Genomic DNA, 24,958 nt, shown 5'->3' with positions numbered 1-24,958 from the left:
GCTCAGTCGTCGTGGTCGGCTCAGTCGTGGTCGGCGTCGGAATTACCGTTGTACCGCAGTTGTGATGGTGGCAATGCCAGCCGTAGTTGCCGTTGCCGTTKCCGTTGCCGTTGTTTCCACCGCCACTGTTGCCGCCAGGTTGGGCGGCGACGATGGCAGGGAAGACCGATACGGCAAGGACGCCGATACCCATCAGGCACATCACAGCAACAAGCATCATCGCTAGCCGTCGTGGCTGGCTCATCGACATTCCTCCCCGACACATACGTCCGACCTGCGGAAAACTGCGGCAGACTCATCGTGCCTATCGCACCGGACACACCCTCGTTACATTTCCGGCAAACATGTATCCGCCCAAGGATCATCCCTCACTTGGAAGCTCAACGGTCCGGATCAGCGGTCGCAATCGTATGAAACGGCGCACACTCGAGCTAAATCTTCACAATTCGGGCAGGCTCTGAAAATGCAGGAAAGGGCCGTTCAACTTTCGTTGAAAGACCCTTTTTGCTGGTACTTCTTGGTGGAGCTGAGGGGAATCGAACCCCTGACCTCTTCGATGCGAACGAAGCGCGCTACCAACTGCGCCACAGCCCCGTGCCACCGCCTCAGCGGTGCTCGGCAACTCTAACAGGAACGAATACTCCCGTTGGAATCACCCGACACGAACTTTCGGCCCGACAAGATCTGCCCAGAAGATCGACCGAGATAGGTCACTGACCGGACGCGCGACGCATCTCGGTGTGCCTGACCTCTTCTTCGTAGTGATCCAAGTGATCGAACACCGGATCTTCGTCGTCGACCTCGAGGACAACCGCTCCTGGCCGGCGCAATCGCGCGGGAATCAGGCGCAGCTCTTCGTCGGTGTGCGATTCGACTCCGAGTCGCGATCGGTTGAGGCGCTCGGTGCGACGACGGCGAATCTCCTGCTCGATCCGAACCTGCCGACGTAGGTACGCCATGTACCCACCGAGGCCGCACACGGTCAGCACAAACAACCACCACACCATCGGCGAGATGATMAATGCGAGAGCACCCGAGAGAATCGCGACGAATGCCAGGCCCAACAATGTCCGCTGACGGAATGCGTACCGCGCCTCCCGGGCGATGGCATCCGCTTCGGGGTCGAATCCGCCTCGGCCGCGCCGAACGGGAACAAATTCTCCGACCGGTGCACGACCGCCGGTGTAGTCGTCTTCTGCGTGAGTGTCCATCTGGTCCTCCGCGTCGTAGCTGCTGCGCACTGGTTCTGGTTGCCAGTTCGGATCGCTTCGATGTCCTGCTGCCGGCCCGCGCTGAACAGGGTTGCTGTCGCCGCGGTGGAGTACTCGAGTCGCGAGCGCCGCGTCACTCGTCTGCCGGATCCTGGGGCGCTTGTTGACAAGCATCGGCACCAGGACGAACAGCCACACGGCCACCAGCCCGATCCACACGAATGAGCTAGGCATGCCGCGGCCTCCTCCCGATCACCTACCAGCACCTATGCCAGCCGTTGACGAGTCAAGGTTAACGGCCGACGCCCTCGCATCGTTGCCGACGCGCCGAACCCCACCATACTCATGTGTCACACGCGTACCGAACTGAACTTCCGGTTCAGTCCCAAAAGTCTCAAGTTCTGGTTGAATCAAAAACCACATTTTTCCGGCCGAAAGTAGGACTACTCAGCGGTAACTGCCGTTTAGCTCGCGTTTCTCACGCTCGTGGCGCCGTATTGGTCACACCCACGAAGCGCRTCCGGACCGCACCAATCTGTCGACGACAGTGGTGGGTACTTCCTCGATGGTCATTCCGACCAGAAGATGATCACGCCATTGGCCGTCGACATCGAGATAGCGCTTGAGAAGACCTTCCTCCCGGAACCCAACGTTTCGTAGGACCGCGCGACTCGACGCGTTCTCCGGCCGAACGGTCGCCTCCACTCGATGCAGACCGACCTTCGAGAATGCGTGATCGAGTGTGAGCGCAACGGCCGCTGTGGCTACGCCCCCACCGGTGACATRCGAGGCGACCCAATAGCCCACCCAGGCGGACCGCAGAGCGCCGCGCACGACATTTCCGATGGTGACCTGCCCGCAGTACTTCCCGTCGAGTTCGATCACCAAGGGAAGGATCCGGCCCTTGCGCGCCTCGGAGCGAAGATTCCCGCACAGGGACGGCCAGACAGTGATGTGGTGGCGAGCATCCCAGGGCGACTCTCCGGTGGGCTCCCACGGCTCCAGGTGCTCGCGATCGCGAATGCGGAGGCGACTCCACACAGCAGCGTCACGGAGCTTCACGGGGCGGACGGTCACCACTCCCGCGGGCACTCGCAGTGGGCCGAGATCTTCCGGCCATCCTGGATGGACTGACATCACACCCCACTCGGGTCGGCGTTACCCACGTTGGGCGAGAAAAGCTACGTCGACTTCTTCACCGATGTGCACTTCGGTGACGTCTCGATCGACAAGAACCAAGCAATTGGCTTCCGCCAAGGTCGCGAGGAGATGTGAGGACGCACCGGGCGCACCCCCGAGTGCCTGCACCAGGTACTCCCCCGTCGCTTCGTCACGCATCAGCTGACCACGCAGGAAACCCTTGCGATCGGCAATCGACGTGATCGTTCCCACCGTGCGCGCCTTCACTACTCGCCGCATCGGTTGGCGGCGTCCGAGCGCGATTCTGATCAGCGGGCGAACCATGACTTCGAATACCACCAGTGCGCTGACCGGGTTGGACGGTAGGAGAAAGGTCGGAACCTCGTCTCGTCCCAGCTTGCCGAAGCCCTGCACTGATCCCGGATGCATGGCAACGCGCTCCACCTCGAGTGTCCCCAGGTCGGCAAGCGCCTCACGAACCTCGTCGGACGCTCCGCCGCCCACGGCACCGGCGATGACAACGATTTCCGAGCGAATCAGCTGTCCCTCGACTACTTCGCGAAGACGGCGCGAGTCGTTGCCTGCGATTCCCACACGGTTGACGTCGGCGCCGGCATCGCGCGCTGCGGCGGCGAGGGCATACGAATTGACGTCGTAGACCTGACCAGGCCCCGGCGTGCGATCCACGTCGACAAGTTCTCCACCGACGCTGATGACGGAGAGACGCGGACGCGGATGGACGAGCACTTTGTCGCGACCCACCGCGGCAAGCAAACCGACCTGTGCGGCTCCGATGATGGTGCCTGCCCGAACTGCCACGTCTCCCGGCTGGACGTCGTCACCTGCACGGCGAACGTAATCGCCCGAACGCACCGGCTCGAAGATCCGAACGCGAGCGCGACCCCCGTCGGTGTTTTCGAGCGGGAGCACGGCGTCGGCCAGCGTGGGCAGCGGTGCGCCCGTGTCGACTCGCACGGCCTGACGCGGTTGCAACCGGATCGGTTGGCGTGAGCCCGCCGTCACCTCGCCGACCACCGGCAAGCTGAGGTCCGTAAGCTCGCCGTCCTCGCCGCGGAGGTCGGCTCCAGCGCCGGCGACATCGACACTGCGAACCGCGTAACCGTCGATGGCAGCTTGATCGAATCCCGGCAATGGGCGTTCGGTCACCACTTCCTCGGCACACAGCAGTCCCTGCGCCTCCGAGATGGCGACCCGAACCGGACGGGGTGCCACTGCAGCAGCGGTAACCCTGGTCTGCTGCTCCTCAACCGACCGCATCTGGTCCGCGTCCTCCTGTGTCTGGAAATTCGGTGATATCCGTCAGCTCATGATGCCTTGCCTTCGAAAAGGGACAAGCACATTGATACTGCGTTATCGGGCGAGCAACCACCGTGGCGACACGCTCAGCGGTCGAGCCGATCCGCGAGCCACTTACGCAAGGACGGACCGTAATCGTCACTGTCGAGTGCCAGGTCAACCGAAGCGCGGAGGTACCCGCCGGGGTTGCCCAGGTCATGACGCGTTCCGCGGTGCACCACCACGTGAACCGGATGACCCTCGGAAATCAGGAGAGCGATGGCGTCGGTGAGTTGCAACTCACCGCCGGCTCCCGGCTTGATGCGACGAAGTGCGTCGAAAATCGCACGATCGAGCAGATAGCGACCCGCAGCGGCAAAGGTCGACGGCGCGTCTTCCACAGCCGGCTTCTCGACCATGCCGACGACCTTGAGGACGTCGGGATTGACCGCGTCGGGAACGATCTCGACGTCGAAGACGCCGTAAGCGCTCACTGCGTCCTTGGGAACGTCGATTGCACAGAGAACGGACCCGCCGCGCTTGGCCCGAACTCGCGCCATGATCTCCAGGACGCCACGCGGGAGTACGAGATCATCGGGCAGAAGGACCGCGATGGCATCTTCGTCGTCGTCGAGAACCGACTCGACGCAACCGACTGCGTGCCCGAGGCCGAGGGGCTGCTCCTGAATCACGGAATCGACTTCGAGCAAACCCGGCGCTTTGCGCACCTTTGCCAGGGCAGCAAGTTTTCCGCTCGCTTCCAGCTTGCTTTCGAGCACGAGATCCTCGACGAAGTGCGCAACCACTCCGTCTTTGCCCGGGGACGTCACGATGACGAGCCGCTCGGCTCCCGAGTCCGCAGCTTCACCCGCCACCAGTTCGATACCCGGTGTGTCCACGACCGGCAGCAATTCTTTCGGAACCGTCTTGGTGGCAGGCAGGAAACGCGTACCAAGTCCGGCTGCGGGAACCACGGCCGTGCGGAAGGCCCTCGTGCTGCTAGCGACAACGTCTGTCATGCCAACACCTTAGCCGCCGCTTGTTACCGCTCGGTCAGCACGACGAATATCGTTGCGGGGTGACACCTCAGACAAAAGCACAATGGCGACAAATCGCACTCGCAGCACGTGATGCAGTCTCCGAGCACACTCGAAACACGGAAACTGCGGCGTTGATCACGCACATACGTTCAGTGATTGTCGACGGCTCAACCGTCTGTGCGTACGTCCCCACCCGCACCGAACCAGGATCCACCGACTTGCTCGACGCCGTTGCCGAGATCGCGCAGCGTGTACTACTTCCGATCACCGGAGAACCCGGACCGTTGTCCTGGGTTCAATACAGCGGTGCCGACGGTTTGCGCCCCGCGAAGTACGGCATTCGGGAGCCCGCCGGACCCGTCCTACCACCGGAAACCCTGTCCGCCGTGGAATGCATGCTGATCCCTGCTCTCGCGGTGGATCTTCGTGGAACACGCCTCGGCCGCGGCGCAGGCTTCTACGACCGGACGCTCGGGTCGGTCGGACCGCAGACTCGGCTCGTGGCAATTGTCAGAGACTCCGAACTCGTCGAGACCTTGCCTGCCGACGACCACGACATTCCGATGGGATGGGCATTGACGCCGAGCGGCGGTCTCACGCGGCTCCAAGGCGATTGATCTGCGGGAATAGATCCCTGATTAGCGCTGTTGGCACTGTCACTTGTAGAGTGCTAAAGGCTGCGGTGTAAATACGCGGCTGCTCGAACATCACAGTGCGGAGGAAGCCCGGTGCCCACCTACTCATACGCATGTACGGAATGTGACAACCGTTTCGACATCGTCCAGTCCTTCAGCGAAGATTCACTGACGGTCTGCCCAGCTTGCTCAGGCAAGCTCCGCAAGCTGTTCAACTCTGTTGGCATCGTGTTCAAGGGCAGCGGCTTCTACCGCACCGACAGCCGCGGCGGCTCCGGGACTGCGAGCGAGCCCGCCAAGAGTGATTCGGCACCCGCTGCGAAGTCCGAGTCCAAGTCGGACTCCTCTTCGACATCGAGTTCGTCGACCAGCACGCCGGCGCCCGCGAAGGCTGCCGCAAGCTGATTTCCACAACCTCCGGGTTGTCCACAGTTTCACATCGTTAGGGCCGGAAGCACCGCTTCCGGCCCTAACGTGCATGAATGCCGTCAGCACGTTCTCGCTCGCCGAGGCGCTCCGATCCACTGCGCGCCCAACTCGATCTCAGCCCGAGCACCTTCGATCGCGTCGTCGAACTGACGCGCGGCACTCGGTTCCGCACGGCGACAGTCCGCAAGATCGCAGCCGTTGCGCTGGCCACACTCGGCGTTGTTCTCTTCTTCCGAGGCGATCCCGCGACCGATACGGTCGCCGTAGTTGTCTCGAGTCGCGATCTCACTCCCGGACAGGTGATCGCGGATTCGGATGTCGAGATCCGAGAGATCGACTCGAAACAGCTTCCCGAAGGAGTTGTCTCCGATACCGACCTGGTAGTCGGGAGAACCGTTGCCGGCCCGATTCGCTCCGGAGAAACCGTCACCGACGTGCGCGTTCTCAGCCCACGGCTGGCCGGGTTGTCCGTAGGAACCGACGACGCCCGTATCGTCCCCGTCCGATTGGCCGATGCAGCCGTCGCGGATATGTTGCGCAGCGGGGATGTCGTCGACGTACTGACCGTCGGCCCTGACACATCCCGCACTGACACATCCCACCCCGACACACCCAACGAATCAATTGCCGACAAGGCCCCGCAGATTCTTGCGGCGGGAGCAGTAGTCGCGCTGGTCACCACGTCGGAAAGTACACGTAACCAGCAGGAACAGGTGATTCTGCTGGCTCTGCCGACACCGGCAGCCAACGTCGTTGCCGCGGCATCCCTGTCCAATGCGATCACCGTGACATTCCGCTGACCGCACAAAGCGTCCGAAGCTCCTCTAGGATTTTTCCAGTCGGTTCGGTATCAACGGACCATCTGGCACTTGCCATCGGAGACTCGAGGGGACACCGACATGCTCAAGGGATTCAAGGATTTCCTGCTTCGCGGAAACGTGCTCGACCTGGCCGTCGCAGTCGTCGTCGGCGCAGCCTTCACCGCCATCGTCACGGCATTCACCAGCAACATCATCAATCCGCTCATCGCCGCAATCGGCGGTTCAAACGAGTTGGGCTGGGGCCGCGAGATCATCTCCGGCAATCCGGAAACCTTCGTGAATATCGGCGCTGTGGTCACCGCGATCATCAACTTCATCATCATCGCGGCGGTCGTCTACTTCGTGCTGATCGTTCCCGCGAATGCGGCGAAGAAGAAGTTCGTCTCCGAGCCCGAGGACAAGGAAGCCAGCGAAACCGATCTGCTCATCCAGATCCGCGACATCCTCTCCGCCAATGCCGGTGGCGCCGACACAGGAGCCCACGCCAAGACGCTCGAATAGGCAGCGCTCACAGAACAAATCAGGCCCTCGGACATTGTGTCCGAGGGCCTGATTTACTTCTCAACCGCCGTGGTGCGGGGGCCGCTGACTGCGCAGCCAGTCGTCGTCCGAGGATCGCGAGGAACCTTCAGGCCCCCGCTCGTCCGACGTCGTCTCGGGAAAGACGTCCCCGAAGATGCGCGCCAGGCGCTTCTTGTCGACTGGCGGCTTCTTCGGGGTATCTGGTTGCTCCGACAAGCTGTCTCAGCCCTCGAGGCTGGACAGCTCGGCGATGACGTGACTCGCCAAAGCCGTCAGGGTTGCCATGCCGTCGCGAATTGCCGGCCTGGTCGACGCCAGATTGGCGACCACGGTGCTTCCCGAAACCCCGACGAGGCCGCGGGACAAGCCTGCTTCGAGCGATCCGGCCGACAGACCGGAAGCGCGAAGTGCTTCGGCAATTCCCGGGATCTCGCGATCGAGAACCTCTGCGGTCACGTCGGGAGTGACGTCACGCGGGGATACCCCGGTACCGCCGACCGAGATCACGAGGTCGACGCCACCGATGACTGCGGTGTTGAGAGCGTTGCGGATCTCCACTTCGTCGGCGGCGACGGCGACCGTCGCATCGACGAGAAAACCCGCTTCGTTCAGCAGTTCCGTAACCAGTGGACCGATGGAGTCGGTGTTGTCGCCGTGGGCTGTGCGATCGTCGACGATGACGACCAGAGCGCGGCCGGCCGATGTGGCTTCGAGTTCCATGACACCTACCGTAGTGTCCGATCCCGACGCCGTTGCGATCTGGCCGAAGATCGGGTCGATCGTCTGCTGATCGCCGAACATCATCGGCCGCCCTGCGCTGCCGCGGTTCCCAACGTGACGTCGACGGTCTTGGTCTGCCCGCCGTCGCTGTACGTGATCGAGACCTTGTCGCCGGGAGCATGTGAACGCACTGCCGCGATCAGCGAATCACCATCTGCGACAACACGATCGTCGACCTTGGTGATGACTGCACCCTTCGGGATACCGGCCTTGGCGGCCGGCCCGTCAGCAGTGACATCCATGACGGTTGCGCCGTCGGCGTTGTCCTGCGACGGTACGGTCACGCCGATCATGGCCTGAGTCGCCTTGCCGGTCTTGATCAGTTCGTCGGCGACGCGGCGTGCCTGATCGATCGGGATGGCGAAACCGAGGCCGATGGAACCGCCCTGGGTACCCGACGACGCTCCGAGCGAGGCGATCGCCGTGTTGATGCCGATCAGCTGGCCGTCCATGTTGACGAGGGCGCCGCCGGAGTTGCCGGGGTTGATCGCTGCGTCGGTCTGCAGAGCGTCGATGACGGTGTTCTGGTTGCCGGACTCGCCGCTCGTGGACACCGGGCGATCGAGTGCGGAGATGATGCCTTCGGTGACCGTGCCGGCAAGGCCGAGCGGGGACCCGACGGCCACAACCTGCTGTCCGACCTGAACGTCGCCGGAGTTCCCGAGATCGATGGGCGTGAGGTCGTTGCGGCCGTCGACCTTGATGACGGCGATGTCGGAGACGGGATCGGCACCGACAAGGGTGGCCGAGGCCTTGGTTCCGTCGGAGAACGCGACGCGAAGTTGCGCTCCCTGAGCACCGGCAACGTGGTTGTTGGTCAGGATCAGACCGTCGGAGGACAGGATGACACCGGAACCCTCACCGCCCTGTCCCTGCGCGGTGGCGACCTCGATCTGCACGACGCTGGGCACCACCTTCGAGGCAACGGCCTGAACCGAGCCGGCAGGAGCGTTGGACGTGTTGGTGGCAGTGGGCTTGGGGGCGTTCAGCGAGTTGGTGACCGTCGCGGTTCCACCGTTGCGGTCCGCTACGACCGCTCCGACCACGCCACCGACGCCACCACTGACCAGAACCAGGGCAAGAGCGCCGGCAACCAGCGCCATGCGTCCTGACTTCGGCTTGGTGGTGGTCGAACCTGAGTTCGGCCCCTGCAGCGGCGCGGGGATCTGATTGTGGCCGCCCGGACCGTTCGGGCCGCCGGGTCCACCTGGGTTGGGTGCGCCGTACGGAGCGTTGTGCTGGTACGCCGCCTCATGCGCACCGTGCGGGTGGCCGAAAGCCTGCGTGGGCTGCTGCGGCACCTGCCCGAAGCCTTCGGTGGGCCGGCCTTCGGTGGGCCGGGCAAAGGACTCGGTCGGCTGGTACGGCTGCTGAGGCGCCTGCCCCTGAGGCTGCTGCGGCGGCACGGGAGGCTGTGCCTGAGGTGCTGTCGGCTGCGCCTGGGTGGTGGGCTCGCTGTTGGGCTGCTCGGGCCGGGTCGGCCCGACGTTACGGTCCTCGGTCATCGGCTCGCTTTCGTCTACGGTGACCACCGGACGGGCAGTCACAACTGTTCTGCCGACAATGCTGCCTTGCGCTGCTGAGAAGGCGCTGAGACGTGCCTGTCACTTTACCCAGAGTTCGACGTGAAAATCCGGTGTTGTCGGCTCGGCCCGAAAGACTCTCGGGCCGAACGCATTAACTCGTGACGTCAGTCACCGAAGCACGGGACCAACGGGTCTACAGAACACGCTACTCGGCGCTCGGCCCTGGTTCGCCGGGAAGCACGATACGAACAAGCGCTCCCCCACGATCGGATTCGTCGATCGCGATGGTGCCGCCGTGCTTGACGACTACCTGACGCACAATCGCAAGTCCCAGACCCGATCCCGGCATCGAACGTGCCGCGGTCGACCGGTAGAAACGATCGAACACCAACTCCCGATCCTCCTCCGGAATGCCGGGTCCCGCATCACTTACGGTCAATTCCAACAATCCTTGGCCGACCGGACGCATTTCGACGCGTACCTGTTCGCCCTTCGGACTCCATTTCGCAGCGTTGTCGAGGACGTTCAGCACCGCACGCGACAGGCCCGCTTGATCTCCGTAGACGTACCACGGAGTGGTGACCGCTTCGAACTCGATTTCGTTGCGCCTGCGCCGCGCTCGTTCGAGCGCACGCTCGACGACGTCGCTGACGTCTACGCGCTCGTACACGGTTTCGGGCGCGTCTTCGCGGGCCAGATCGACAAGGTCACCGACCAGAGTCGACAGTTCCTCGATCTGCGCGACGACGTCGGCACGAAGTTCCGCCATGTCCTCGTCGGGAATCTGCGGCGCACCGGGGCGACTGGACGCGATCAGCAATTCCATGTTGGTACGCAACGAAGTCAACGGTGTGCGCAACTCGTGTCCGGCGTCCGCAACGAGGCGCGACTGACGCTCACGAGACTCGGCGAGCGCCCGCAGCATCGTGTTGAAACTCTCTGTCAGGCGCGCTAATTCGTCGCTGCCGGTAACGGGGATCTGCGTCAGATCGTCGGTCCGTGCAACGCGTTCGGTGGCGGCAGTCAGCCTGGCGATGGGCCGTAAACCGGTGCGGCCCACGGTAGTACCCGCCACCGCAGCAAGTATGACGCCACACCCGCCGACCACGAAGAGCACCCAGGCCAGTCGGTCCAGTACTGCAACGGTCGGCGCGAGCCGCTGACCGATCACCAAAGTGCTTCCGTCATGGGTTCGTTGAGCAAGCACTCGCTGACCGTCGACGGTTCGCAGCGAAGAATCCGATTCGCCACGCGCTACGGCATCTTCGGCTTCACCGATCGGCACGTCGGAACCGGGCGGCTGGTACGTGCTCAGGTCCGAGAAGATCAGGGCCACACTGATGTCGGTGGTGTACAGCGTCGCACCGGAGATGTAGCGAGGATCGAATCGCACGACATTGCTGTCGATGAGCACCGCCGCCCTGGTACGCAACTGGTGATCGACGTCCGCGTAGAGCGCACGCGAAACCACCGCGTACGCCGCGATCGCCATGACTGCGACGGCAATGGCCACCACCGACGCAGCGAGGAGCGTCACACGCCAACGCAATGACACCGAACGGGTCAGTGGCATCGGCGGGCGCATTTCGACGGACGCTTGGGTGGTGGAGGATTTCTTCGGTTCGGCGTTCTTGCCGAACGGAGCGGTGATCACGGAGGCGTCTCCCGCAGGACGTAGCCGACTCCGCGGACGGTGTGGATCAACCTCGGTTCGCCGTCGGCTTCCGTCTTGCGACGCAGGTAGCCGACGTACACCTCGAGCGCGTTGCCGGACGTCGGGAAGTCGTACCCCCACACCTCTTCGAGAATGCGTCCACGGGTGAGCACGCGGCGCGGGTTGGCCATGAGCATTTCGAGAAGGGAAAACTCGGTACGAGTCAGGCTGATCGATCGCTCTCCGCGCTTGACCTCACGGGTGACCGGGTCGAGGGTGAGGTCCTCGAAGGCCATCATTTCGGAATCGGCGTCCAGATCGGGCGCGGTGCGACGCAGTAGTGCACGCAACCTGGCAAGCAACTCTTCCAAAGCGAAGGGCTTGGGCAGGTAGTCGTCCGCTCCGGCATCGAGGCCGGCGACTCGCTCGCTGACCGAATCGCGGGCGGTGAGCACGAGGATGGGCAGGTCGTCGCCGGCACTGCGAAGACGACGGCACACTTCGAGTCCGTCGAGTCGCGGCATCATGACGTCGAGCACGACGGCGTCTGGCCGGTTGGCGAGGATCTTCTCGAGTGCGTCGAGCCCGTCGACCGCGAGCTCGACCGTGTAGCCGTTGAAGCTGAGCGACCGCCGAAGCGACTCGCGAACCGCCCGGTCGTCGTCGACCACCAAAATACGCATACCGACAGTTTGGACTGAAGTGCTGAGATGCGGCTGAGAGGGTCCGATTCCGGCCTCCGGCGTGTCGCGGTCAGTCCCGGGTTCGCCTGGGCCCGGGCAGGCTCCAATGACGCCATAACGCAAGCAGTCTGAACACCGCGGCGAACGCCGTGCCGCACACCAGCGCGGCGTTGGTGGACAGTCCGGCTTGCGAGACTGTGACCACCAACGCAGCGCCGAGCAGTGCGGGAACCGCGTACAGGTCTTTGTGCAGGAGCAGCGGTACCTCGTTGACGAGGACGTCGCGGATCACTCCGCCGCCGATCGCCGCGGTCGCACCGATCAATGTCGCCGCCAGCGAACTGGCGTTGTTGTCCAGCGCGATGACGGCGCCGGTACTCGCGAACAAGCCCATCCCCAGCGCGTCGAGCGCCAGGATTTCACGACGCAGTCGATTGAGCGGCTCGTGTAGGTAGAACACGGCGAGTGAGGTGGCGGCGGCCGTTCCGAAGTACGGCCAACTGCTCAGCGAGCTGGGCGGATGGACGCCGAGGAGGACGTCGCGGACGATACCGCCGCCGATGCCGGTGAACACACCGACCGAGCACACCCCGAAGATGTCGAGTCGCTTGGTGACGCCCACCAGGGCACCCGAGGCCGCGAACGCCACGATGCCCACCAGTTCGAGGATCCTCAGCAGCACCGGCCAAGGATCGCACGGTCAGATGCGGCTCGGGTCGATCACCCCGAGTCGAACTGCTTTGACCAGTCGCCGAGGAACCCGGTGGGTCTGGCCGAAGGCCGTGACCTCGACCAGATCGGGCGCAGTCGCCTTCCACTGGGCACGGCGACTGCGTGTGTTGGAACGCGACATCTTCCGCTTGGGAACGGCCATCAGAGTGCCTTGCGCTTTCCGTAGCGACGCTCGAACTTCTCGACGCGTCCGGCGGTGTCCATCACTCGTTGTGCTCCAGTCCAGAACGGGTGCGAGTCGCTCGTGACGTCGACGACCAACAGCGGGTATGTGCCGCCGTCTTCCCATTCGACGGTGCGGTCACTCGTCACGGTCGACCGGGTCAGGAAGCTCTTGCCGGTGCTGGCGTCCTGGAACACCACGGGGTGGTAGTCGGGGTGCATCTGCTTCTTCATTCGTTTCCCTCTCGCGTTGATTCGGTTTCGGCATAAGGTGATTCGGATTCGTCGCACGGGTCTTCGTGGAACTCTCCGAACGGGTCTTCCCAGGTGGTCCACGACGCTTCGTCGGCCAACTCCTCGTCGGTGACCAGGGCGTGCTGCAGTGTTCGGTCGATCTCGAGCGGATTGGCTCCGCAAGTCAGAACCACCATCGAGGTATCACGGTCGCCGAAACGCTCGTCCCATTTCAGGGCCGCGAGCGCACGGCGCTCGGCTGGAACGCGCTCGCGTTGCTGCGGCGTCATCGCGGCCAGCCAGGTGTCCGCGCTGGCAACTCGCAGGCCACCGCCCGCCGATTCGAGCCAGAGCGCTTCGCCCGGTTGAGTCGCCACCCAGACGCGCCCGCGGGAATAGACGACACCTTCGAGCAGGACGTCGATCGCCTCGTGCAGACGCTCGGGGTGGAACGGCCGGTTCGCGGTGAACTCGACGAGCATCACTCCGCCGTCGTCGTCGAGCGGCGGCTGACGACGCAACAGCGGTGAGTGAGCGTCGGCCAGCTCACCGCGTCGCGCATCCGCAGGCACCTCGAGGAGCAGTGCCTCGATGTCGTCTCCCTCATCGAAGACGGGTACGCGCGGAGCAATGCGCGCGAGAACCGCGTTCAAGCGGGACCGCTGCCAGCCGTCGAGTCCATCGGACCCGCGCAGTACGAGAGCGTCGGCGAAGTCGACCTGCCCGACGACGACTTGAGCCAGGGTGCGGTCGTCGTCGAGGGCTTCGTCGCCGGTGGCGTCGGCAAGCCAGGTCTGGGCGTCGATGCACGTCACGACGGCGTCGACGCGGCAGTCACGCTGCGCCGGTCCGTCCACTTGGCCGACGACGCCCGTCACGACGACATGCTCGATCGCCCAGCACAGCGCTTCGGGTTCGAGTTGGCGGTCAAGCAGCAAGACGATCCGCTGGACCGAACTGTGCGAGTGAAGGCGACGCAGCAGCGGCAGCAAGTCTTCGCGCAGGGTGCAGGAGACGCAGCCGTGCGCGAGCTCGAGGATCGTCTCGCGTTCGGACACCGTGCCGGCAGACCCAGTGCCCCCGGTCATCGAGGTGACCGTCCGCCGGACCACCCCTTCACGGACGTGGCTCAGGTCGTGGTGAACCAGAACAGTTCCGGTTCGCAGCAACGCTCGTGCGGTGTGTGGAGTGGATTCGCTCATGCCGGCGACCAGGACCAGCGGAGTCCTGCCGTCCAAGATCGTATTCACAGCGGGCCTTTCTGGGAATGATTGTCATTACCGAGGTTGAACGCTACATTGATCTCACCGCATTGTCGAAAACGATTGTCATCTGCAAGTTGAAAGGAATACCCATGTCGGCTCACTGCCAAGTGACCGGACGTGTGCCGGGGTTCGGAAAATCCGTCTCGCACTCCCACAAGCGTTCGAATCGTCGCTGGAACCCGAACATCCAGCGCAAGACATACGTATTGCCCAGCGAGGGTCGTCGCATCACGCTCACCCTCTCGACCAAGGGCATCAAGACGATCGACCGCGACGGCATCGAATCCGTCGTCGCCCGGATCCGCGCGCGCGGCGAGAAGGTCTGAGCAGATGGCACGCAACGAGATCCGCCCGATCGTGAAACTCAAGTCCACGGCGGGCACCGGGTACACGTACGTGACCCGCAAGAACCGTCGCAACGACCCCGATCGACTCGTACTGAAGAAGTACGACCCCGTGGTGCGCAAGCACGTCGATTTCCGAGAAGAGAAGTAGGCATGGCCAAGAAGTCCAAGATCGCCAAGAACAACCAGCGACGGGTCATCGTCGAGCGATACGCGGAGCAGCGATCGGCGCTCAAGGAGGCAATCCGCTCCCCGAAAAGCTCACCCGAGGAGCGCGCGAAGGCCCAAGCGACCCTGCAACGTCTACCACGCGACGCCAGTCCGGTACGATTGCGCAATCGAGACGCTGCGGATGGACGTCCGCGCGGCCACCTGCGGAAGTTCGGGCTCTCCCGGATTCGCGTGCGAGAAATGGCGCACCGTGGGGAACTGCCTGGCGTACACAAGTCGAGCTGGTAAGGAAGTCGGATGGCAGTCAAGCGTTCACCGTCGAAGAAGCCACGCCCCGTAGAGGGTCGTAAGCCCAAGAAGAACCCGTTGTTCGCAGCGAAGATCACGCATGTCGATTACAAGGACATCAACTTGCTTCGCACGTTCATCTCGGACCGCGGCAAGATCCGCAGCCGTCGCGTCACGGGCCTGACCCCGCAGCAGCAGCGTCAGGTCGCCGTTGCAGTGAAGAACGCACGCGAAATGGCGTTGCTCCCCTTCACCGCCGCACGGTAGTCATACGCGCTCGGTAGTCACACGTAGAAGTACCGAAGAGGTCGCGCAGTCAATCGGCTGCGCGGCCTTTTTGTTGCCCAGACTAAGATTTCCCGAAGTCGTTCATTCCAGTCGAGAGGTGCCCGCAGCGTGTCGGGAGTTGTTGCGGGTTTCACCGTAATTTTTGTCGTCATCGCGGTCGGGTATCTGCTCGGCCGTCTCGGTACCCTCGGTAGCCAAGGACAGTTCGTTCTCGGTCGACTCGTCTTCTTCGTCGCGACGCCTGCCCTGCTGTTCACCACCCTCGCGTCGTCCGATCTGTCGGTGATCTTCTCGCCGACGCTCGCGGTTGCGTCGGCTACTGCCTTTGCCGTCGGCGCTCTGTACGTCGTCGTTGCAAAGATCTGGCTCAACCGGCCGCTGCCCGAACTGACTATCGGCGCGCTGTCGGCGTCGTACGTGAATTCGGCCAACCTCGGGATCCCGATCGCGGTGTTCGTGCTCGGCGATGCCACGTTCGTCGCGCCGCTCCTGCTCTTCCAGATCGTCGTGTACTCCCCGATCGCCTTGACGATCCTCGATCTCACGGCATTGCGGGGCGAAGCCGAAAAACTGTCACTGATCGACACTGTCACCGCTCCGTTCAAGAATCCGATCGTGCTCGCGGGCGCTGCGGGGTTGATCGTGGCGTTGATCGGTTGGGTACCGCCGAGACCCTTGATGCAGCCTTTCGAATTGATCGGCGCCACTTCGGTCCCCGGCGCACTGTTGGCATTCGGACTCTCGTTGTACGGCGTACGAGTGCTCGAGAAGGGCTCCAGTCCGCGCCGGGACGTCGCGCTTGCGTCGACCCTCAAGATCGTCGTCCAACCGGTGCTGGCTTACCTGATGGCGCACTTCCTCCTCGGCATCGACGGCCATCAGTTGTTCGCCATCGTGGTCGTCTCGACGTTGCCGACGGCACAGAATGTCTTCATCTACGCAAGCCGATATCGGCGCGGGATGGTCCTCGCCCGAGACAGTGCCTTTGTCACCACTTTGGCGTCAATTCCGGCGATTGCGCTGGTCACGGCGCTACTCGCTTGAGCAGGGTTACGGTGGATTCATGCGTGTACTAACCCTCGCCGTTCTGGCCTGCCTTGCTGTGGCCGGATGCTCCGTCGGGGCCCAGACAACGGGGCCGGTTGCTGCGCCGAATCCGATGGCGGCCAACGAAGCAAGTCCCGCCGACTGGTCGCTCGGAACCCCCGTTCCCGACGAGGTCGACGACAGCGAGATGGGCACGGAGTTCGACAGCCGCACCGACATCGTGGGTGCCACGGCCACCATGTTCGAATCGTGGTCCGAGGTCGACGATCACACGGTGGCAGTCCACTTCGTGACCGGCACTCCGGAGTGCTACGGCGCGTACGCAACCGTCGAAGAGACTGATACGACGGTGATCGTCACGCTCCGAACCGGAGCATTGCCGGAGGCCGCGGACAAGATGTGCATCTTGGTTGCCGTGTTCGGCAGCCTGGACGTTCCGCTGAGCCGACCGCTCGGCGATCGCCACGTCATCAACGGCTAGCCGCGCCTAAACGGCACAAGATCAACGATCGAACACTCCGTTTCGTCAGGTGTGGTGTGCGTCTCGTCGGGACAGACTGAAAACCGACACCCGTGCACTCGCTCGTCGGCAGCTTTCGACTCGAGCGGTGCTCAACATGAAGGAGCTCGCAAGTGCCTACTCTCCAGAGAGACGTTGCAATCGTCGGCGCCGGCCCCTCTGGCCTGGCAGCTGCAACCGCGCTGCGCAAGGCCGGCTTGACCGTCGCTGTGATCGAAGCGCGCGACCGCGTCGGCGGCCGCACGTGGACCGACACCATCGACGGAGCAGTTCTGGAAATCGGCGGCCAGTGGGTCTCCCCCGACCAGACCGCGCTGATCTCCTTGCTCGACGAACTCGGCCTGAAAACTTTCGAGCGCTACCGCGAGGGCGAGTCCGTCTACATCTCGTCGGCAGGTGAGCGGACGCAGTACACGGGTGATTCCTTCCCCACGAACGACACCACGAAGAAGGAGATGGACCGTCTCATCGACGAGATGGACGATCTCGCAGCACAGATCGGCGCCGAGGAACCGTGGGCACATCCCCTCGCCCGCGATCTCGACACAGTCTCCTTCAAGCAGTGGCTGATCAATCAGTCCGACGACGCCGAGGCACGTGACAACATCGGCCTCTTCATCGCCGGTGGCATGCTCACCAAGCCCRCCCACTCGTTCTCTGCCCTGCAGGCCGTACTCATGGCCGCTTCCGCAGGCTCGTTCTCCCACCTCGTCGACGAGGACTTCATCCTCGACAAGCGAGTGATCGGCGGAATGCAGCAGGTATCGATCCGCATGGCGGAGGCTCTCGGTGACGACGTCTTCCTCAACGCACCCGTGCGAACGGTGAAGTGGAACGAATCCGGTGCAACGGTGTTGGCGGACGGCGATGTTCGCGTCGAGGCAAGCCGAGTGATCCTGGCCGTACCGCCCAACCTCTACTCCCGGATCTCGTACGATCCCCCGCTGCCGCGTCGTCAGCACCAGATGCACCAGCACCAGTCCCTCGGCCTCGTCATCAAGGTGCACGCGGTGTACGAGACGCCTTTCTGGCGCGAAGACGGCCTCTCCGGCACCGGCTTCGGCGCGTCCGAGGTAGTACAGGAGGTGTACGACAACACCAACCACGAGGACGATCGCGGCACACTGGTCGCTTTCGTCTCCGACGAGAAGGCCGACGCGATGTTCGAGCTTTCCGTCGAGGAGCGTAAGGCCACGATTCTGGCCTCACTTGCCCGCTACCTGGGCCCGAAGGCCGAAGAACCGGTTGTGTACTACGAATCCGACTGGGGCTCGGAGGAATGGACCCGCGGTGCGTACGCGGCCAGCTTCGACCTCGGTGGCCTGCACCGATACGGCGCGGATTCCCGCACACCCGTCGGCCCGATCCACTTCTCGTGCTCCGACATCGCGGCCGAGGGGTACCAGCACGTCGACGGTGCTGTTCGGATGGGGCAGCGAACCGCCGCCGACATCATCGCCCGCAGCAAGGCCTGACGGCCACTTTGCCAAGTCTCGATCATTGCCCGGCAGTCACGACTGCCGGGCAATGATCGAGAGCAGCAGTTCCGCACGAACTCTCGCTACCTCGAGTCGACAGTCGATCAAGCTCTCCACCTTCGCCATTCGGCTTCGCAGCGTGTGCCGGTGGACGCCCATCGTGATGGCTGCCGCTTCCCAGTGCCCGTTGGCCTCGAGAAATGCCCGCAACGACGCCAGCAGTTCGGTGCCGTTGTCACGGTCGTAGTCCTCGATCGGTGTGATCATCGTTTCCGCCAGCGTGTTGAGCACTTCACGCGTCGAATCGAAAGACAGCAGCACACTTCCGGTCAGCGCCGCGAATTCCAAAGGCTCGCCACCGATTTCCGCCGCAGACGCACACAGCTGGGACTGCTCAACGGCGACCGCCAGCGCAGCGACCACCCGTCGCGCGCTCAAGCCGACTCGAAGCGCGCGAAGATCCGACCTCGATACCCCACCCAGTAGCTCTCGGGCGAACTGGACGTCGTCGGTTCCACGCAGCAGCACTGTGACGCGAGTGTCGTTGATCCGCGAAAACAACTGCCGCCCTGCCTTGTTCATGAACTCGGCAATCTCGACTCCGACGCGTCCCGCTACGTCGGACGTGTCGGCAAGAACTGTCAACCCTCGGATCATCCCCTCGCCGTCGGCGGCCTGCCGGATCTGTTGCCACGCCGGTGCCGGGTCGCGGTCTTCGGTGAGCAGCAGCCCGAGGGCGTGCGAATTCAACTGATCCTGAGTGGCGCGCAAGCGCGCAGGTTTCTCGAAGTCCAACGCCAGCAACGAGTTCGCGTGACCGAGCAGTATCTGATCGACGTAGCTGAGCGCCGAAGCACTGATCACCGCCAGGTATCCGTACGGCGTTCGCCCGACGCTGATCTGCTGCACCGCGATCGACGCTCCAGACCTTGCAAGCGTCACGCTGCTGGATGCGCCGCCCCCGAGAGTTGCTCGCAGTTCGTCGATCACGTCGTCCGTCGGCAGTTGAGGTGAGCTCTCGAGAACTCGCCCGGCGACGTCGAGAAGAAGCACCGTCGCCGAGGTTGCGATCGCCAGTTCACGCACGGTTGCGGCAGTTCCGCCGGAAATGACGGCACGCGTCATCCGCGGTTGCGCCCGCGACGCCCGGAGGACAGCTTCATATTCCTGCTCTGCCAACCGGCTCATCACACGCTTGACGACGGCAGCAAACGGCGTCGGCAGCGGCACCTCGRTCAGCGGGAGTCCGATCTCGTCGGCGACGGCCACCAGATCGGCCGGGACCTCGGGGTACGACAGCCCGGTTCCGAATCCCACCGCCGCCACACCCGCCGCATCGAGCATCCGGAGATAGCGGCCGCGCTTTTGCTGAGTGGACGGCAATCGGATGCCGGTGGTGAGGATGAATTCGCCGCCGGTCAACCATCGAAACGGGTCGAGCAGCTCCGTGGCGTGCGCAAATGTGATCTCGCGACCGACACCCTGCGCCCCACCTTTGAGTTCCAGCGCGAGATCCGGCTGCGCCAACATCCACCGCACAGCGATCGTCATGGGCAGGACTGTACAACTCGGCGCGTCGGGGATCAAAGATTTCACCTTTTTGGCAGCTGCCTTTACTTGTGAGTCAGCGCACACTTGCTCACACACGCCCCACAAAGTGCGAGTTCCGTGCTGATCACCTCGGCCGGAACTCGTTCGACCTCGAGAGGAACCGGTACCGATGTCGATCGTCGTACTCGAGAACTACATCAACGGTGAATTCGTCGCCTCGGCCGCGACGGAAACACTCGACCTGATCAACCCCGTGGACGAGAGTGTGGTCGGGCGTACGCCGGTCTCCACCAAGGAAGACGTCGACGCCGCCGTCGAAGCAGCACAACGCGCATTCGAGACCTGGGGTAAGACGACACCAAGCGTGCGGCAGGCCGCACTCCTCAAACTCGCCGACGCCATCGAAGCGCACAGCGACGAAATCGTCGCAGCCGAAAGCGCCAACACCGGCCAGGCCCACCAGATGATCGCCGACGAAGAGGTCAAGGTCGGAGCCGATCAGATGCGGTTCTTCGCCGGAGCCGCACGACTTCTCGAGGGCAAGGCGGCCGGAGAGTACATGGAGGGTTTCACCTCCTACGTCCGTCGTGAGCCGATCGGCGTAGTCGGCCAGGTCACTCCCTGGAACTACCCGTTCATGATGGCGCTGTGGAAGATCGGGCCCGCCCTCGCGGCCGGCAACACGATCGTCCTCAAGCCCAGCGACACCACACCAGGCAGCACGCTGGTCCTGGCGAAGCTCTCGAAGGGCATCCTGCCGGACGGCGTGTTCAACGTCGTGCTCGGCAACGGCGGAACCGGCGCGACGTTGGTGGAGAACCCGGCCCTCGGTCTCGTCTCGATCACCGGTTCGGTGCGGGCGGGCATCGCTGTCGCCGTGTCCGCAGCGCAGCAACTCAAGCGCGCGCACCTCGAACTGGGCGGCAAAGCGCCGGCGATCGTCTTCGGCGACGTCGACATCGAGAAGACCGCCACCGGCATCGCCGAGGCAGCGTTCTTCAACGGTGGCCAGGATTGCACCGCGGCCACTCGCGTGCTCGTCCACGAGTCCGTCCACGATCAGCTCGTCGAAGCCCTCGTCCGGAACGCCGAGAAGCTGCGCCCCGGCGCGCCTTCCGATCCTGATGCCTTCTACGGCCCGCTCAACAACATCAACCACTTCAACGCCGTGAGCGACAAGATCGCGAACCTGCCGGCGTCGGCCAAGATCGTTACCGGCGGAAAGCGTTCGGGCGAAACCGGATTCTTCTTCGAGCCGACCGTCATCACCGGCGTCGCGCAATCGGACGACATCGTGCAGGAAGAGACTTTCGGTCCCATCCTCACCGTCCAGAGCTTCTCCGACGAGAAGGAGGCGATCACGCTTGCCAACGACGTTCGATTCGGCCTGGCCTCGAGCATCTGGACCAAGGATCACGGTGTCACGCAACGCGTCTCCGCCGCTCTCGACTTCGGTGCGGTGTGGATCAACTGCCACATCCCGCTCGTTGCCGAGATGCCGCACGGCGGCTTCAAGTACTCCGGCTACGGCAAAGATCTCTCGGCATACGGAGTCGAGGACTACACCCGTCTCAAGCACGTCATGAGTGCGCACGACTGAGTCGCCGCCCCTTTATTAACCCCCCGCGGTTAATAAAGGCGCACAGCAGATTCCTCCAATCCGGAAAAGAGCCACCATGCGCCTTATCGTCGGATACCTCGCCACACCCAGCGGTAAAGACGGGCTGGTCCTCGGGGCCCAGCTCGCGCGCAGTCTCGGCGCGCAACTCGACATCTGCATGGTCCTCCCACCGGATCGGACACTGCCGGCCAAGGTTCCCTCGGAAGCCGGCTACGACGACATTCTCGCCGCACGTGCACACGACTGGCTCGCCGAGGCGAAAGCATCGGTGCCCGAGGACATCCAGGTGGAAGTACACCTGAGCTTCCACGAGTCGTTTGCTCAGGGCCTGCTCGACGAGGTTGACCGACTGAGCGCGCTGGCGATCGTGGTGGGAGCTTCCGGCGACGGTCTGCTCGGCCGTCACGCGATAGGTTCGGTCTCGACCGAACTGCTGCACTCCGCCCACGTCCCGGTAGCACTGGCGCCTCGGGGAACGCGGCATTCGGCGGCTACCGCAATACGAGAGGTCACCTGCGCGCTCGGTACCCGCGTCGGCGCCGACGTCGTCTTGAACACCGCCGTACGTACCAGCGAACTGATGCAGGTTCCGCTGCGACTGGTCTCGCTCGTGGCACTCGACCCCCAGAACGATCTGCGCGATCACCGCGACACCGCCGAGTCCGCCAGGGAACGTGCACGAAATCACGCTCAGGACACGCTTGACATCGCAAGAGCGGCGCTCCCCGCCGAGTTCCCCATCGAGGTCATAATCGCCGACGGTTCAACGGTGGAATCCGCAGTGCGTCAACTGGACTGGCAGGACGGCGACCTCGTGATGGTCGGTTCCAGCCGTCTCGCGCAGCCCCGCAAACTGTTCCTGGGCTCCACCGCCGCCAAGATGCTGCGCGTGCTGCCCGTTCCCATGGTCGTAGTGCCCAAGCACGAATTCACCCAGCCGGAGGCACTGTCATGACCAGCACCGAACTGAGTTCCAAAGGCCTCGCCACCGGCAAGATCGGCATGATCTCCGGCGCAGTACTCGGAATCTCCTCCGTGGCACCGGGTTACACCCTGACCGCCAGTATCGGATTGATCGTCGCCGCGGTCGGCCTCAAGATGCCCGCCATCTTCATCGCCGGCTTCATCCCGATGTTCCTCACCGCGTACGCGTACCGCGAATTGAACTCCGACACACCTGACTGCGGCGCGTCATTCACGTGGTCCACCAAGGCATTCGGGCCGTACGTCGGTTGGATGTGCGGCTGGGGCATGGTGATCGCCACCATCATCGTGCTCTCGAACCTTGCTGCCATTGCCGTCGACTTCTTCTATCTGTTCATCGCGCGGGTGGTCGACAATCCGTCGATCGCCGATCTGCCGGGCAACAAATTTGTCAATGTCGGCACCACACTCGTCTTCATCGCCCTGGCCACGTGGATAGCGAGTCGGGGAATTACCACCAGCGAGCGGGTACAGTTCGCGCTCGTCGGCTTCCAGATGGTGCTGCTGGTCGTCTTCGCCGTCGTTGCACTGGTTCACGTTGGCGCCGGCGATGCCCCGGCCGGATTGTCCTTCGACCTGAGTTGGTTCAACCCGTTCAGCGGACTCGCCATCGGTGCGTTTGTCATCGGACTCACCGGATCGATCTTCGCGTTCTGGGGCTGGGATACCTGTCTCACGCTGGGCGAGGAGTCGAAGAACCCCAAGAAGACCCCGGGCCGCGCCGGTTTGCTCTGTGTCGCAACCATTCTCCTGACCTACCTGTTGGTCGCCGTTGCCGCGATGATGTACGCCGGCGTCGGCGAGGAAGGCCTCGGTCTCGGCAATCCCGACAACTCCGAGAACGTTTTCGGCGCTCTGGCCGACCCGGTCCTGGGCAACTGGGGCGGAATGCTCCTCTTCCTCGCAGTCTTCGTCTCTTCCGTTGCGAGCCTGCAGACCACGTTCCTGCCCGCGGCACGAACCATGCTCGCCATGGGCGCATACGGAGCTTTCCCCAAGAAGCTCGCCGAGGTTTCGCCTCGATTCCTGGTGCCGTCGTACGCCACCGTCGTGGCCGGCGCGGTGACGGCAGTTTTCTACAGCGTCGTCACGTTCCTCTCCGAAAGTGCGCTGCTCGACACGATCGCCGCCCTCGGCATCATGATCTGTTGGTACTACGGCATCACGGCATTCGCATGCGTGTGGTACTTCCGCAAGACGCTTTTCGAGAGCGTACGAAACTTCGTCTTCCGGCTCGCGTTCCCACTCATCGGTGGTCTCATGCTGCTTGCGGTGTTCGTCATTTCGGTCCAGGAGAGTATGAATCCGGACAACGCCAGCGGAGCATCCATCGGCGGCATCGGCCTGGTCTTCTTCCTCGGCTTCGGAATTCTCATCCTCGGCGCGGTACTGATGATGGTCATGCGAGTGCGCAATCCCGAGTTCTTCGAGGGCAAGACCCTCAACCGCGACACGGAGGCTCTGCGCGACGAGAACGACCTCAGCGTGTCTTAGGAGACAGTAGGTTCGGGGGCCTGAGCGATCAGGCCCGCCATCAATACGCGCAAGCCGAATTCGAAGGCGGCGTCGGCACGTTCGGGTTTTTTCCCGGATGTTGCCAACGCCGCCTTCATCGCGTCGTTGGCCTCGGGCCCCGATGCCCACTGGACATCCGGCGCCGCCAGATCCAACGCCGAACCGAGAACAAAACTGTCGACGGTTGTGATTGCGTGCAGCGTTTGAGCCGGGTCGAAGCCACCATCGGCGAATGCCTGCGCTAGCGCGTTGTACAGGGTGAACGCCACACCGGCCTGCACCGTCTGGGCGGTGAAGAGCGGAATCAGGCGAGGATGTGCTGCGTAGCTTCGCCGGTACTCGGCTGCCAGCGCAGAGACGGTCTCGCTCCAGGATCCCGAGGCCGACTCCACGTCGATTCCCGCCATCAGCTGAGCCCTCATCAGTTCGACGATCTCGGCTCGTCCGGAAACGTGGTTGTAGAGCGACGACGGTCGCACCTTCAGTCGTGCGGCGAGTCCGGGCATGGTGAAGTCGCCGGATTCGTCCACCGACTCGATCGCTGCCTCGGTGATGATCGCCGGTGAGAGCAGTCGTTGCGATGGCCGCGGCATATGTCCTCCTGTAGTGATCCACACCGTTCGGGGCGCCGCAAAAAACAATTCCTCGAAAGTCCTTGATCAATCAGCGCTCACCCACCATACTTAACGAATCACATTCGTTTTACGTTGAACGTCGAATACCCGAGCACCGAGGAAACCCCATGCTGACGATCACCGCCCTCACCCCACCCGAGTCTCTGGCCGCGACTACGCCGTCCACGTCCACACCTCTGCGTGTAGGTCTCGTGCAACATCGCTGGCACGAGGACCAAGACGACCTCTACACCGAATTGAGCGAGGGCATTGCGTCCGCAGCGAAGCTGGGCGCTTCCGTGGTCTTTCTTCCGGAGCTGACGCTCAGCCGCTACCCCGCCTCCACCCCGGCCGGCGACAATCCCGGACGCGAAGCGGAAGACCTGCTCACCGGACCCACTCTCGCC

At 63.5% G+C, this 24,958-nt stretch carries 30 protein-coding genes, 1 tRNA gene and 1 pseudogene; 15 read left to right on the top strand and 17 right to left on the bottom strand.

Annotated features, from left to right (window positions below):
- From AC1DWA_RS31155 to AC1DWA_RS31130, 6 genes are all read right to left on the bottom strand, one after another.
- On the bottom strand, positions 1-244 hold a 244-nt coding region (locus AC1DWA_RS31155), incomplete at its 3' end, for a hypothetical protein (RefSeq protein WP_477917469.1).
- 274 nt (positions 245-518) lie between these two features.
- A tRNA-Ala gene (locus AC1DWA_RS31150) sits at positions 519-594 on the bottom strand.
- Between the two features lie 116 nt (positions 595-710).
- Positions 711-1,445 carry a divisome protein SepX/GlpR gene (gene sepX / locus AC1DWA_RS31145; RefSeq protein ID WP_477917467.1) on the bottom strand — a complete coding sequence of 245 codons (735 nt, stop codon included), beginning with the start codon at positions 1,443-1,445 and terminating at the stop codon, positions 711-713.
- A 267-nt stretch (positions 1,446-1,712) separates the two neighbouring features.
- Positions 1,713-2,348, bottom strand: coding sequence for a GNAT family N-acetyltransferase (locus AC1DWA_RS31140; RefSeq protein ID WP_477917465.1), 636 nt, complete (start codon positions 2,346-2,348; stop codon positions 1,713-1,715).
- A 21-nt stretch (positions 2,349-2,369) separates the two neighbouring features.
- Positions 2,370-3,629, bottom strand: coding sequence for a molybdotransferase-like divisome protein Glp (gene glp, locus AC1DWA_RS31135; RefSeq protein WP_019744724.1), 1,260 nt, complete (start codon positions 3,627-3,629; stop codon positions 2,370-2,372).
- A 125-nt stretch (positions 3,630-3,754) separates the two neighbouring features.
- Positions 3,755-4,666, bottom strand: a complete 912-nt coding sequence (locus AC1DWA_RS31130; protein ID WP_019744725.1) for a UTP--glucose-1-phosphate uridylyltransferase — start codon at positions 4,664-4,666, stop codon at positions 3,755-3,757.
- 59 nt (positions 4,667-4,725) lie between these two features.
- On the opposite strand from AC1DWA_RS31130, the gene AC1DWA_RS31125 reads away from it, so the two are divergent.
- The 4 genes from AC1DWA_RS31125 to mscL all read left to right on the top strand — a co-directional run bounded on the left by AC1DWA_RS31125 (position 4,726) and on the right by mscL (position 7,073).
- Positions 4,726-5,304 (top strand): 5-formyltetrahydrofolate cyclo-ligase, encoded by a 579-nt coding sequence (locus AC1DWA_RS31125; protein WP_477846274.1) that lies wholly within the window; start codon positions 4,726-4,728, stop codon positions 5,302-5,304.
- A gap of 111 nt (positions 5,305-5,415) precedes the next feature.
- Complete coding sequence (locus AC1DWA_RS31120; RefSeq protein WP_003946378.1) at positions 5,416-5,727, top strand: FmdB family zinc ribbon protein; 312 nt, start codon at positions 5,416-5,418, stop codon at positions 5,725-5,727.
- 77 nt (positions 5,728-5,804) lie between these two features.
- A complete protein-coding gene (locus tag AC1DWA_RS31115; protein WP_477846273.1) occupies positions 5,805-6,551 on the top strand; it encodes an SAF domain-containing protein in 747 nt (248 codons plus the stop codon).
- 99 nt (positions 6,552-6,650) lie between these two features.
- A complete protein-coding gene (gene mscL, locus AC1DWA_RS31110) occupies positions 6,651-7,073 on the top strand; it encodes a large conductance mechanosensitive channel protein MscL (RefSeq protein ID WP_019744728.1) in 423 nt (140 codons plus the stop codon).
- A 60-nt stretch (positions 7,074-7,133) separates the two neighbouring features.
- On the opposite strand, the gene AC1DWA_RS31105 is transcribed toward mscL, so the two are convergent.
- The 9 genes from AC1DWA_RS31105 to mrf all read right to left on the bottom strand — a co-directional run bounded on the left by AC1DWA_RS31105 (position 7,134) and on the right by mrf (position 14,115).
- Positions 7,134-7,310, bottom strand: coding sequence for a hypothetical protein (locus AC1DWA_RS31105; protein ID WP_019744729.1), 177 nt, complete (start codon positions 7,308-7,310; stop codon positions 7,134-7,136).
- 6 nt (positions 7,311-7,316) lie between these two features.
- Positions 7,317-7,814: a MogA/MoaB family molybdenum cofactor biosynthesis protein gene (locus AC1DWA_RS31100; RefSeq protein ID WP_176720912.1), complete on the bottom strand. Its 498-nt coding sequence runs from the start codon at positions 7,812-7,814 to the stop codon at positions 7,317-7,319.
- An 80-nt stretch (positions 7,815-7,894) separates the two neighbouring features.
- On the bottom strand, positions 7,895-9,379 hold the full coding sequence (locus tag AC1DWA_RS31095) for a S1C family serine protease (protein ID WP_477846272.1): 1,485 nt from the start codon (positions 9,377-9,379) through the stop codon (positions 7,895-7,897).
- 226 nt (positions 9,380-9,605) lie between these two features.
- Positions 9,606-10,985, bottom strand: coding sequence for a HAMP domain-containing sensor histidine kinase (locus AC1DWA_RS31090; protein ID WP_020908630.1), 1,380 nt, complete (start codon positions 10,983-10,985; stop codon positions 9,606-9,608).
- 65 nt (positions 10,986-11,050) lie between these two features.
- A complete protein-coding gene (locus AC1DWA_RS31085; protein WP_003946387.1) occupies positions 11,051-11,737 on the bottom strand; it encodes a response regulator transcription factor in 687 nt (228 codons plus the stop codon).
- A 70-nt stretch (positions 11,738-11,807) separates the two neighbouring features.
- The gene (locus AC1DWA_RS31080) at positions 11,808-12,419 is read right to left on the bottom strand and encodes a trimeric intracellular cation channel family protein (RefSeq protein WP_003946409.1); all 612 of its coding nucleotides are present in this window, start codon (positions 12,417-12,419) and stop codon (positions 11,808-11,810) included.
- 18 nt (positions 12,420-12,437) lie between these two features.
- Entirely contained in the window at positions 12,438-12,611 is a 174-nt protein-coding gene (gene rpmF, locus AC1DWA_RS31075) for a 50S ribosomal protein L32 (protein WP_007727540.1), read from the bottom strand.
- Positions 12,611-12,865, bottom strand: coding sequence for a type B 50S ribosomal protein L31 (locus AC1DWA_RS31070; RefSeq protein ID WP_019744731.1), 255 nt, complete (start codon positions 12,863-12,865; stop codon positions 12,611-12,613). Before AC1DWA_RS31070 ends, rpmF begins: the two co-directional genes overlap by 1 nt.
- On the bottom strand, positions 12,862-14,115 hold the full coding sequence (gene mrf, locus AC1DWA_RS31065; RefSeq protein ID WP_141488590.1) for a ribosome hibernation factor-recruiting GTPase MRF: 1,254 nt from the start codon (positions 14,113-14,115) through the stop codon (positions 12,862-12,864). Before mrf ends, AC1DWA_RS31070 begins: the two co-directional genes overlap by 4 nt.
- A gap of 104 nt (positions 14,116-14,219) precedes the next feature.
- On the opposite strand from mrf, the gene rpmB reads away from it, so the two are divergent.
- From rpmB to AC1DWA_RS31030, 7 genes are all read left to right on the top strand, one after another.
- Positions 14,220-14,456, top strand: coding sequence for a 50S ribosomal protein L28 (rpmB, locus tag AC1DWA_RS31060; protein WP_020908631.1), 237 nt, complete (start codon positions 14,220-14,222; stop codon positions 14,454-14,456).
- A 4-nt stretch (positions 14,457-14,460) separates the two neighbouring features.
- Positions 14,461-14,625: a 50S ribosomal protein L33 gene (gene rpmG, locus AC1DWA_RS31055; RefSeq protein WP_019744734.1), complete on the top strand. Its 165-nt coding sequence runs from the start codon at positions 14,461-14,463 to the stop codon at positions 14,623-14,625.
- Between the two features lie 2 nt (positions 14,626-14,627).
- Positions 14,628-14,933, top strand: a complete 306-nt coding sequence (rpsN, locus tag AC1DWA_RS31050; protein ID WP_019744735.1) for a 30S ribosomal protein S14 — start codon at positions 14,628-14,630, stop codon at positions 14,931-14,933.
- Between the two features lie 9 nt (positions 14,934-14,942).
- The gene (rpsR, locus tag AC1DWA_RS31045) at positions 14,943-15,200 is read left to right on the top strand and encodes a 30S ribosomal protein S18 (RefSeq protein WP_003946414.1); all 258 of its coding nucleotides are present in this window, start codon (positions 14,943-14,945) and stop codon (positions 15,198-15,200) included.
- A gap of 129 nt (positions 15,201-15,329) precedes the next feature.
- Entirely contained in the window at positions 15,330-16,265 is a 936-nt protein-coding gene (locus AC1DWA_RS31040) for an AEC family transporter (RefSeq protein ID WP_019744736.1), read from the top strand.
- 19 nt (positions 16,266-16,284) lie between these two features.
- Entirely contained in the window at positions 16,285-16,749 is a 465-nt protein-coding gene (locus AC1DWA_RS31035) for a hypothetical protein (RefSeq protein ID WP_007727550.1), read from the top strand.
- A gap of 152 nt (positions 16,750-16,901) precedes the next feature.
- A complete protein-coding gene (locus tag AC1DWA_RS31030) occupies positions 16,902-18,263 on the top strand; it encodes a flavin monoamine oxidase family protein (RefSeq protein WP_477917462.1) in 1,362 nt (453 codons plus the stop codon).
- A 36-nt stretch (positions 18,264-18,299) separates the two neighbouring features.
- On the opposite strand, the gene AC1DWA_RS31025 is transcribed toward AC1DWA_RS31030, so the two are convergent.
- Positions 18,300-19,817 carry a PucR family transcriptional regulator gene (locus AC1DWA_RS31025; RefSeq protein WP_477917460.1) on the bottom strand — a complete coding sequence of 506 codons (1,518 nt, stop codon included), beginning with the start codon at positions 19,815-19,817 and terminating at the stop codon, positions 18,300-18,302.
- Between the two features lie 169 nt (positions 19,818-19,986).
- Here AC1DWA_RS31025 and AC1DWA_RS31020 point away from each other — a divergent pair, with 169 nt between their 5' ends.
- From AC1DWA_RS31020 to AC1DWA_RS31010, 3 genes are all read left to right on the top strand, one after another.
- Entirely contained in the window at positions 19,987-21,417 is a 1,431-nt protein-coding gene (locus tag AC1DWA_RS31020) for a gamma-aminobutyraldehyde dehydrogenase (protein ID WP_477917458.1), read from the top strand.
- A gap of 76 nt (positions 21,418-21,493) precedes the next feature.
- Complete coding sequence (locus AC1DWA_RS31015) at positions 21,494-22,393, top strand: universal stress protein (protein WP_020970346.1); 900 nt, start codon at positions 21,494-21,496, stop codon at positions 22,391-22,393.
- Positions 22,390-23,916 carry an APC family permease gene (locus tag AC1DWA_RS31010; protein ID WP_007727566.1) on the top strand — a complete coding sequence of 509 codons (1,527 nt, stop codon included), beginning with the start codon at positions 22,390-22,392 and terminating at the stop codon, positions 23,914-23,916. Before AC1DWA_RS31015 ends, AC1DWA_RS31010 begins: the two co-directional genes overlap by 4 nt.
- Here AC1DWA_RS31010 and AC1DWA_RS31005 read toward each other — a convergent pair.
- Positions 23,913-24,530, bottom strand: a complete 618-nt coding sequence (locus tag AC1DWA_RS31005) for a TetR/AcrR family transcriptional regulator C-terminal domain-containing protein (RefSeq protein WP_477846270.1) — start codon at positions 24,528-24,530, stop codon at positions 23,913-23,915. The genes AC1DWA_RS31010 and AC1DWA_RS31005 overlap by 4 nt on opposite strands.
- Before the next feature lie 149 nt (positions 24,531-24,679).
- Between AC1DWA_RS31005 and AC1DWA_RS31000 the strand changes: the two are divergent.
- A pseudogene (locus tag AC1DWA_RS31000) lies at positions 24,680-24,958 on the top strand (hydrolase); the annotation flags it as partial.

Source organism: Rhodococcus sp. P4_F3_2 (assembly GCF_056401335.1).
This window is presented reverse-complemented; position numbering and strand designations above follow the sequence as displayed.

Coding starts and splice junctions, on each gene's coding strand:
- AC1DWA_RS31115 (WP_477846273.1), top strand. CDS start 5,805: ATGCCGTCAGCACGTTCTCGCTCGCCGAGGCGCTCCGATCCACTGCGC.
- glp (WP_019744724.1), bottom strand. CDS start 3,629: ATGCGGTCGGTTGAGGAGCAGCAGACCAGGGTTACCGCTGCTGCAGTG.
- AC1DWA_RS31100 (WP_176720912.1), bottom strand. CDS start 7,814: ATGGAACTCGAAGCCACATCGGCCGGCCGCGCTCTGGTCGTCATCGTC.
- AC1DWA_RS31005 (WP_477846270.1), bottom strand. CDS start 24,530: ATGCCGCGGCCATCGCAACGACTGCTCTCACCGGCGATCATCACCGAG.
- AC1DWA_RS31010 (WP_007727566.1), top strand. CDS start 22,390: ATGACCAGCACCGAACTGAGTTCCAAAGGCCTCGCCACCGGCAAGATC.
- AC1DWA_RS31070 (WP_019744731.1), bottom strand. CDS start 12,865: ATGAAGAAGCAGATGCACCCCGACTACCACCCCGTGGTGTTCCAGGAC.
- rpmG (WP_019744734.1), top strand. CDS start 14,461: ATGGCACGCAACGAGATCCGCCCGATCGTGAAACTCAAGTCCACGGCG.
- rpmF (WP_007727540.1), bottom strand. CDS start 12,611: ATGGCCGTTCCCAAGCGGAAGATGTCGCGTTCCAACACACGCAGTCGC.
- rpsR (WP_003946414.1), top strand. CDS start 14,943: ATGGCAGTCAAGCGTTCACCGTCGAAGAAGCCACGCCCCGTAGAGGGT.
- AC1DWA_RS31090 (WP_020908630.1), bottom strand. CDS start 10,985: ATGCGCCCGCCGATGCCACTGACCCGTTCGGTGTCATTGCGTTGGCGT.
- rpmB (WP_020908631.1), top strand. CDS start 14,220: ATGTCGGCTCACTGCCAAGTGACCGGACGTGTGCCGGGGTTCGGAAAA.
- AC1DWA_RS31020 (WP_477917458.1), top strand. CDS start 19,987: ATGTCGATCGTCGTACTCGAGAACTACATCAACGGTGAATTCGTCGCC.
- AC1DWA_RS31015 (WP_020970346.1), top strand. CDS start 21,494: ATGCGCCTTATCGTCGGATACCTCGCCACACCCAGCGGTAAAGACGGG.
- AC1DWA_RS31095 (WP_477846272.1), bottom strand. CDS start 9,379: ATGACCGAGGACCGTAACGTCGGGCCGACCCGGCCCGAGCAGCCCAAC.
- AC1DWA_RS31035 (WP_007727550.1), top strand. CDS start 16,285: ATGCGTGTACTAACCCTCGCCGTTCTGGCCTGCCTTGCTGTGGCCGGA.
- rpsN (WP_019744735.1), top strand. CDS start 14,628: ATGGCCAAGAAGTCCAAGATCGCCAAGAACAACCAGCGACGGGTCATC.
- AC1DWA_RS31130 (WP_019744725.1), bottom strand. CDS start 4,666: ATGACAGACGTTGTCGCTAGCAGCACGAGGGCCTTCCGCACGGCCGTG.
- mscL (WP_019744728.1), top strand. CDS start 6,651: ATGCTCAAGGGATTCAAGGATTTCCTGCTTCGCGGAAACGTGCTCGAC.
- AC1DWA_RS31085 (WP_003946387.1), bottom strand. CDS start 11,737: ATGCGTATTTTGGTGGTCGACGACGACCGGGCGGTTCGCGAGTCGCTT.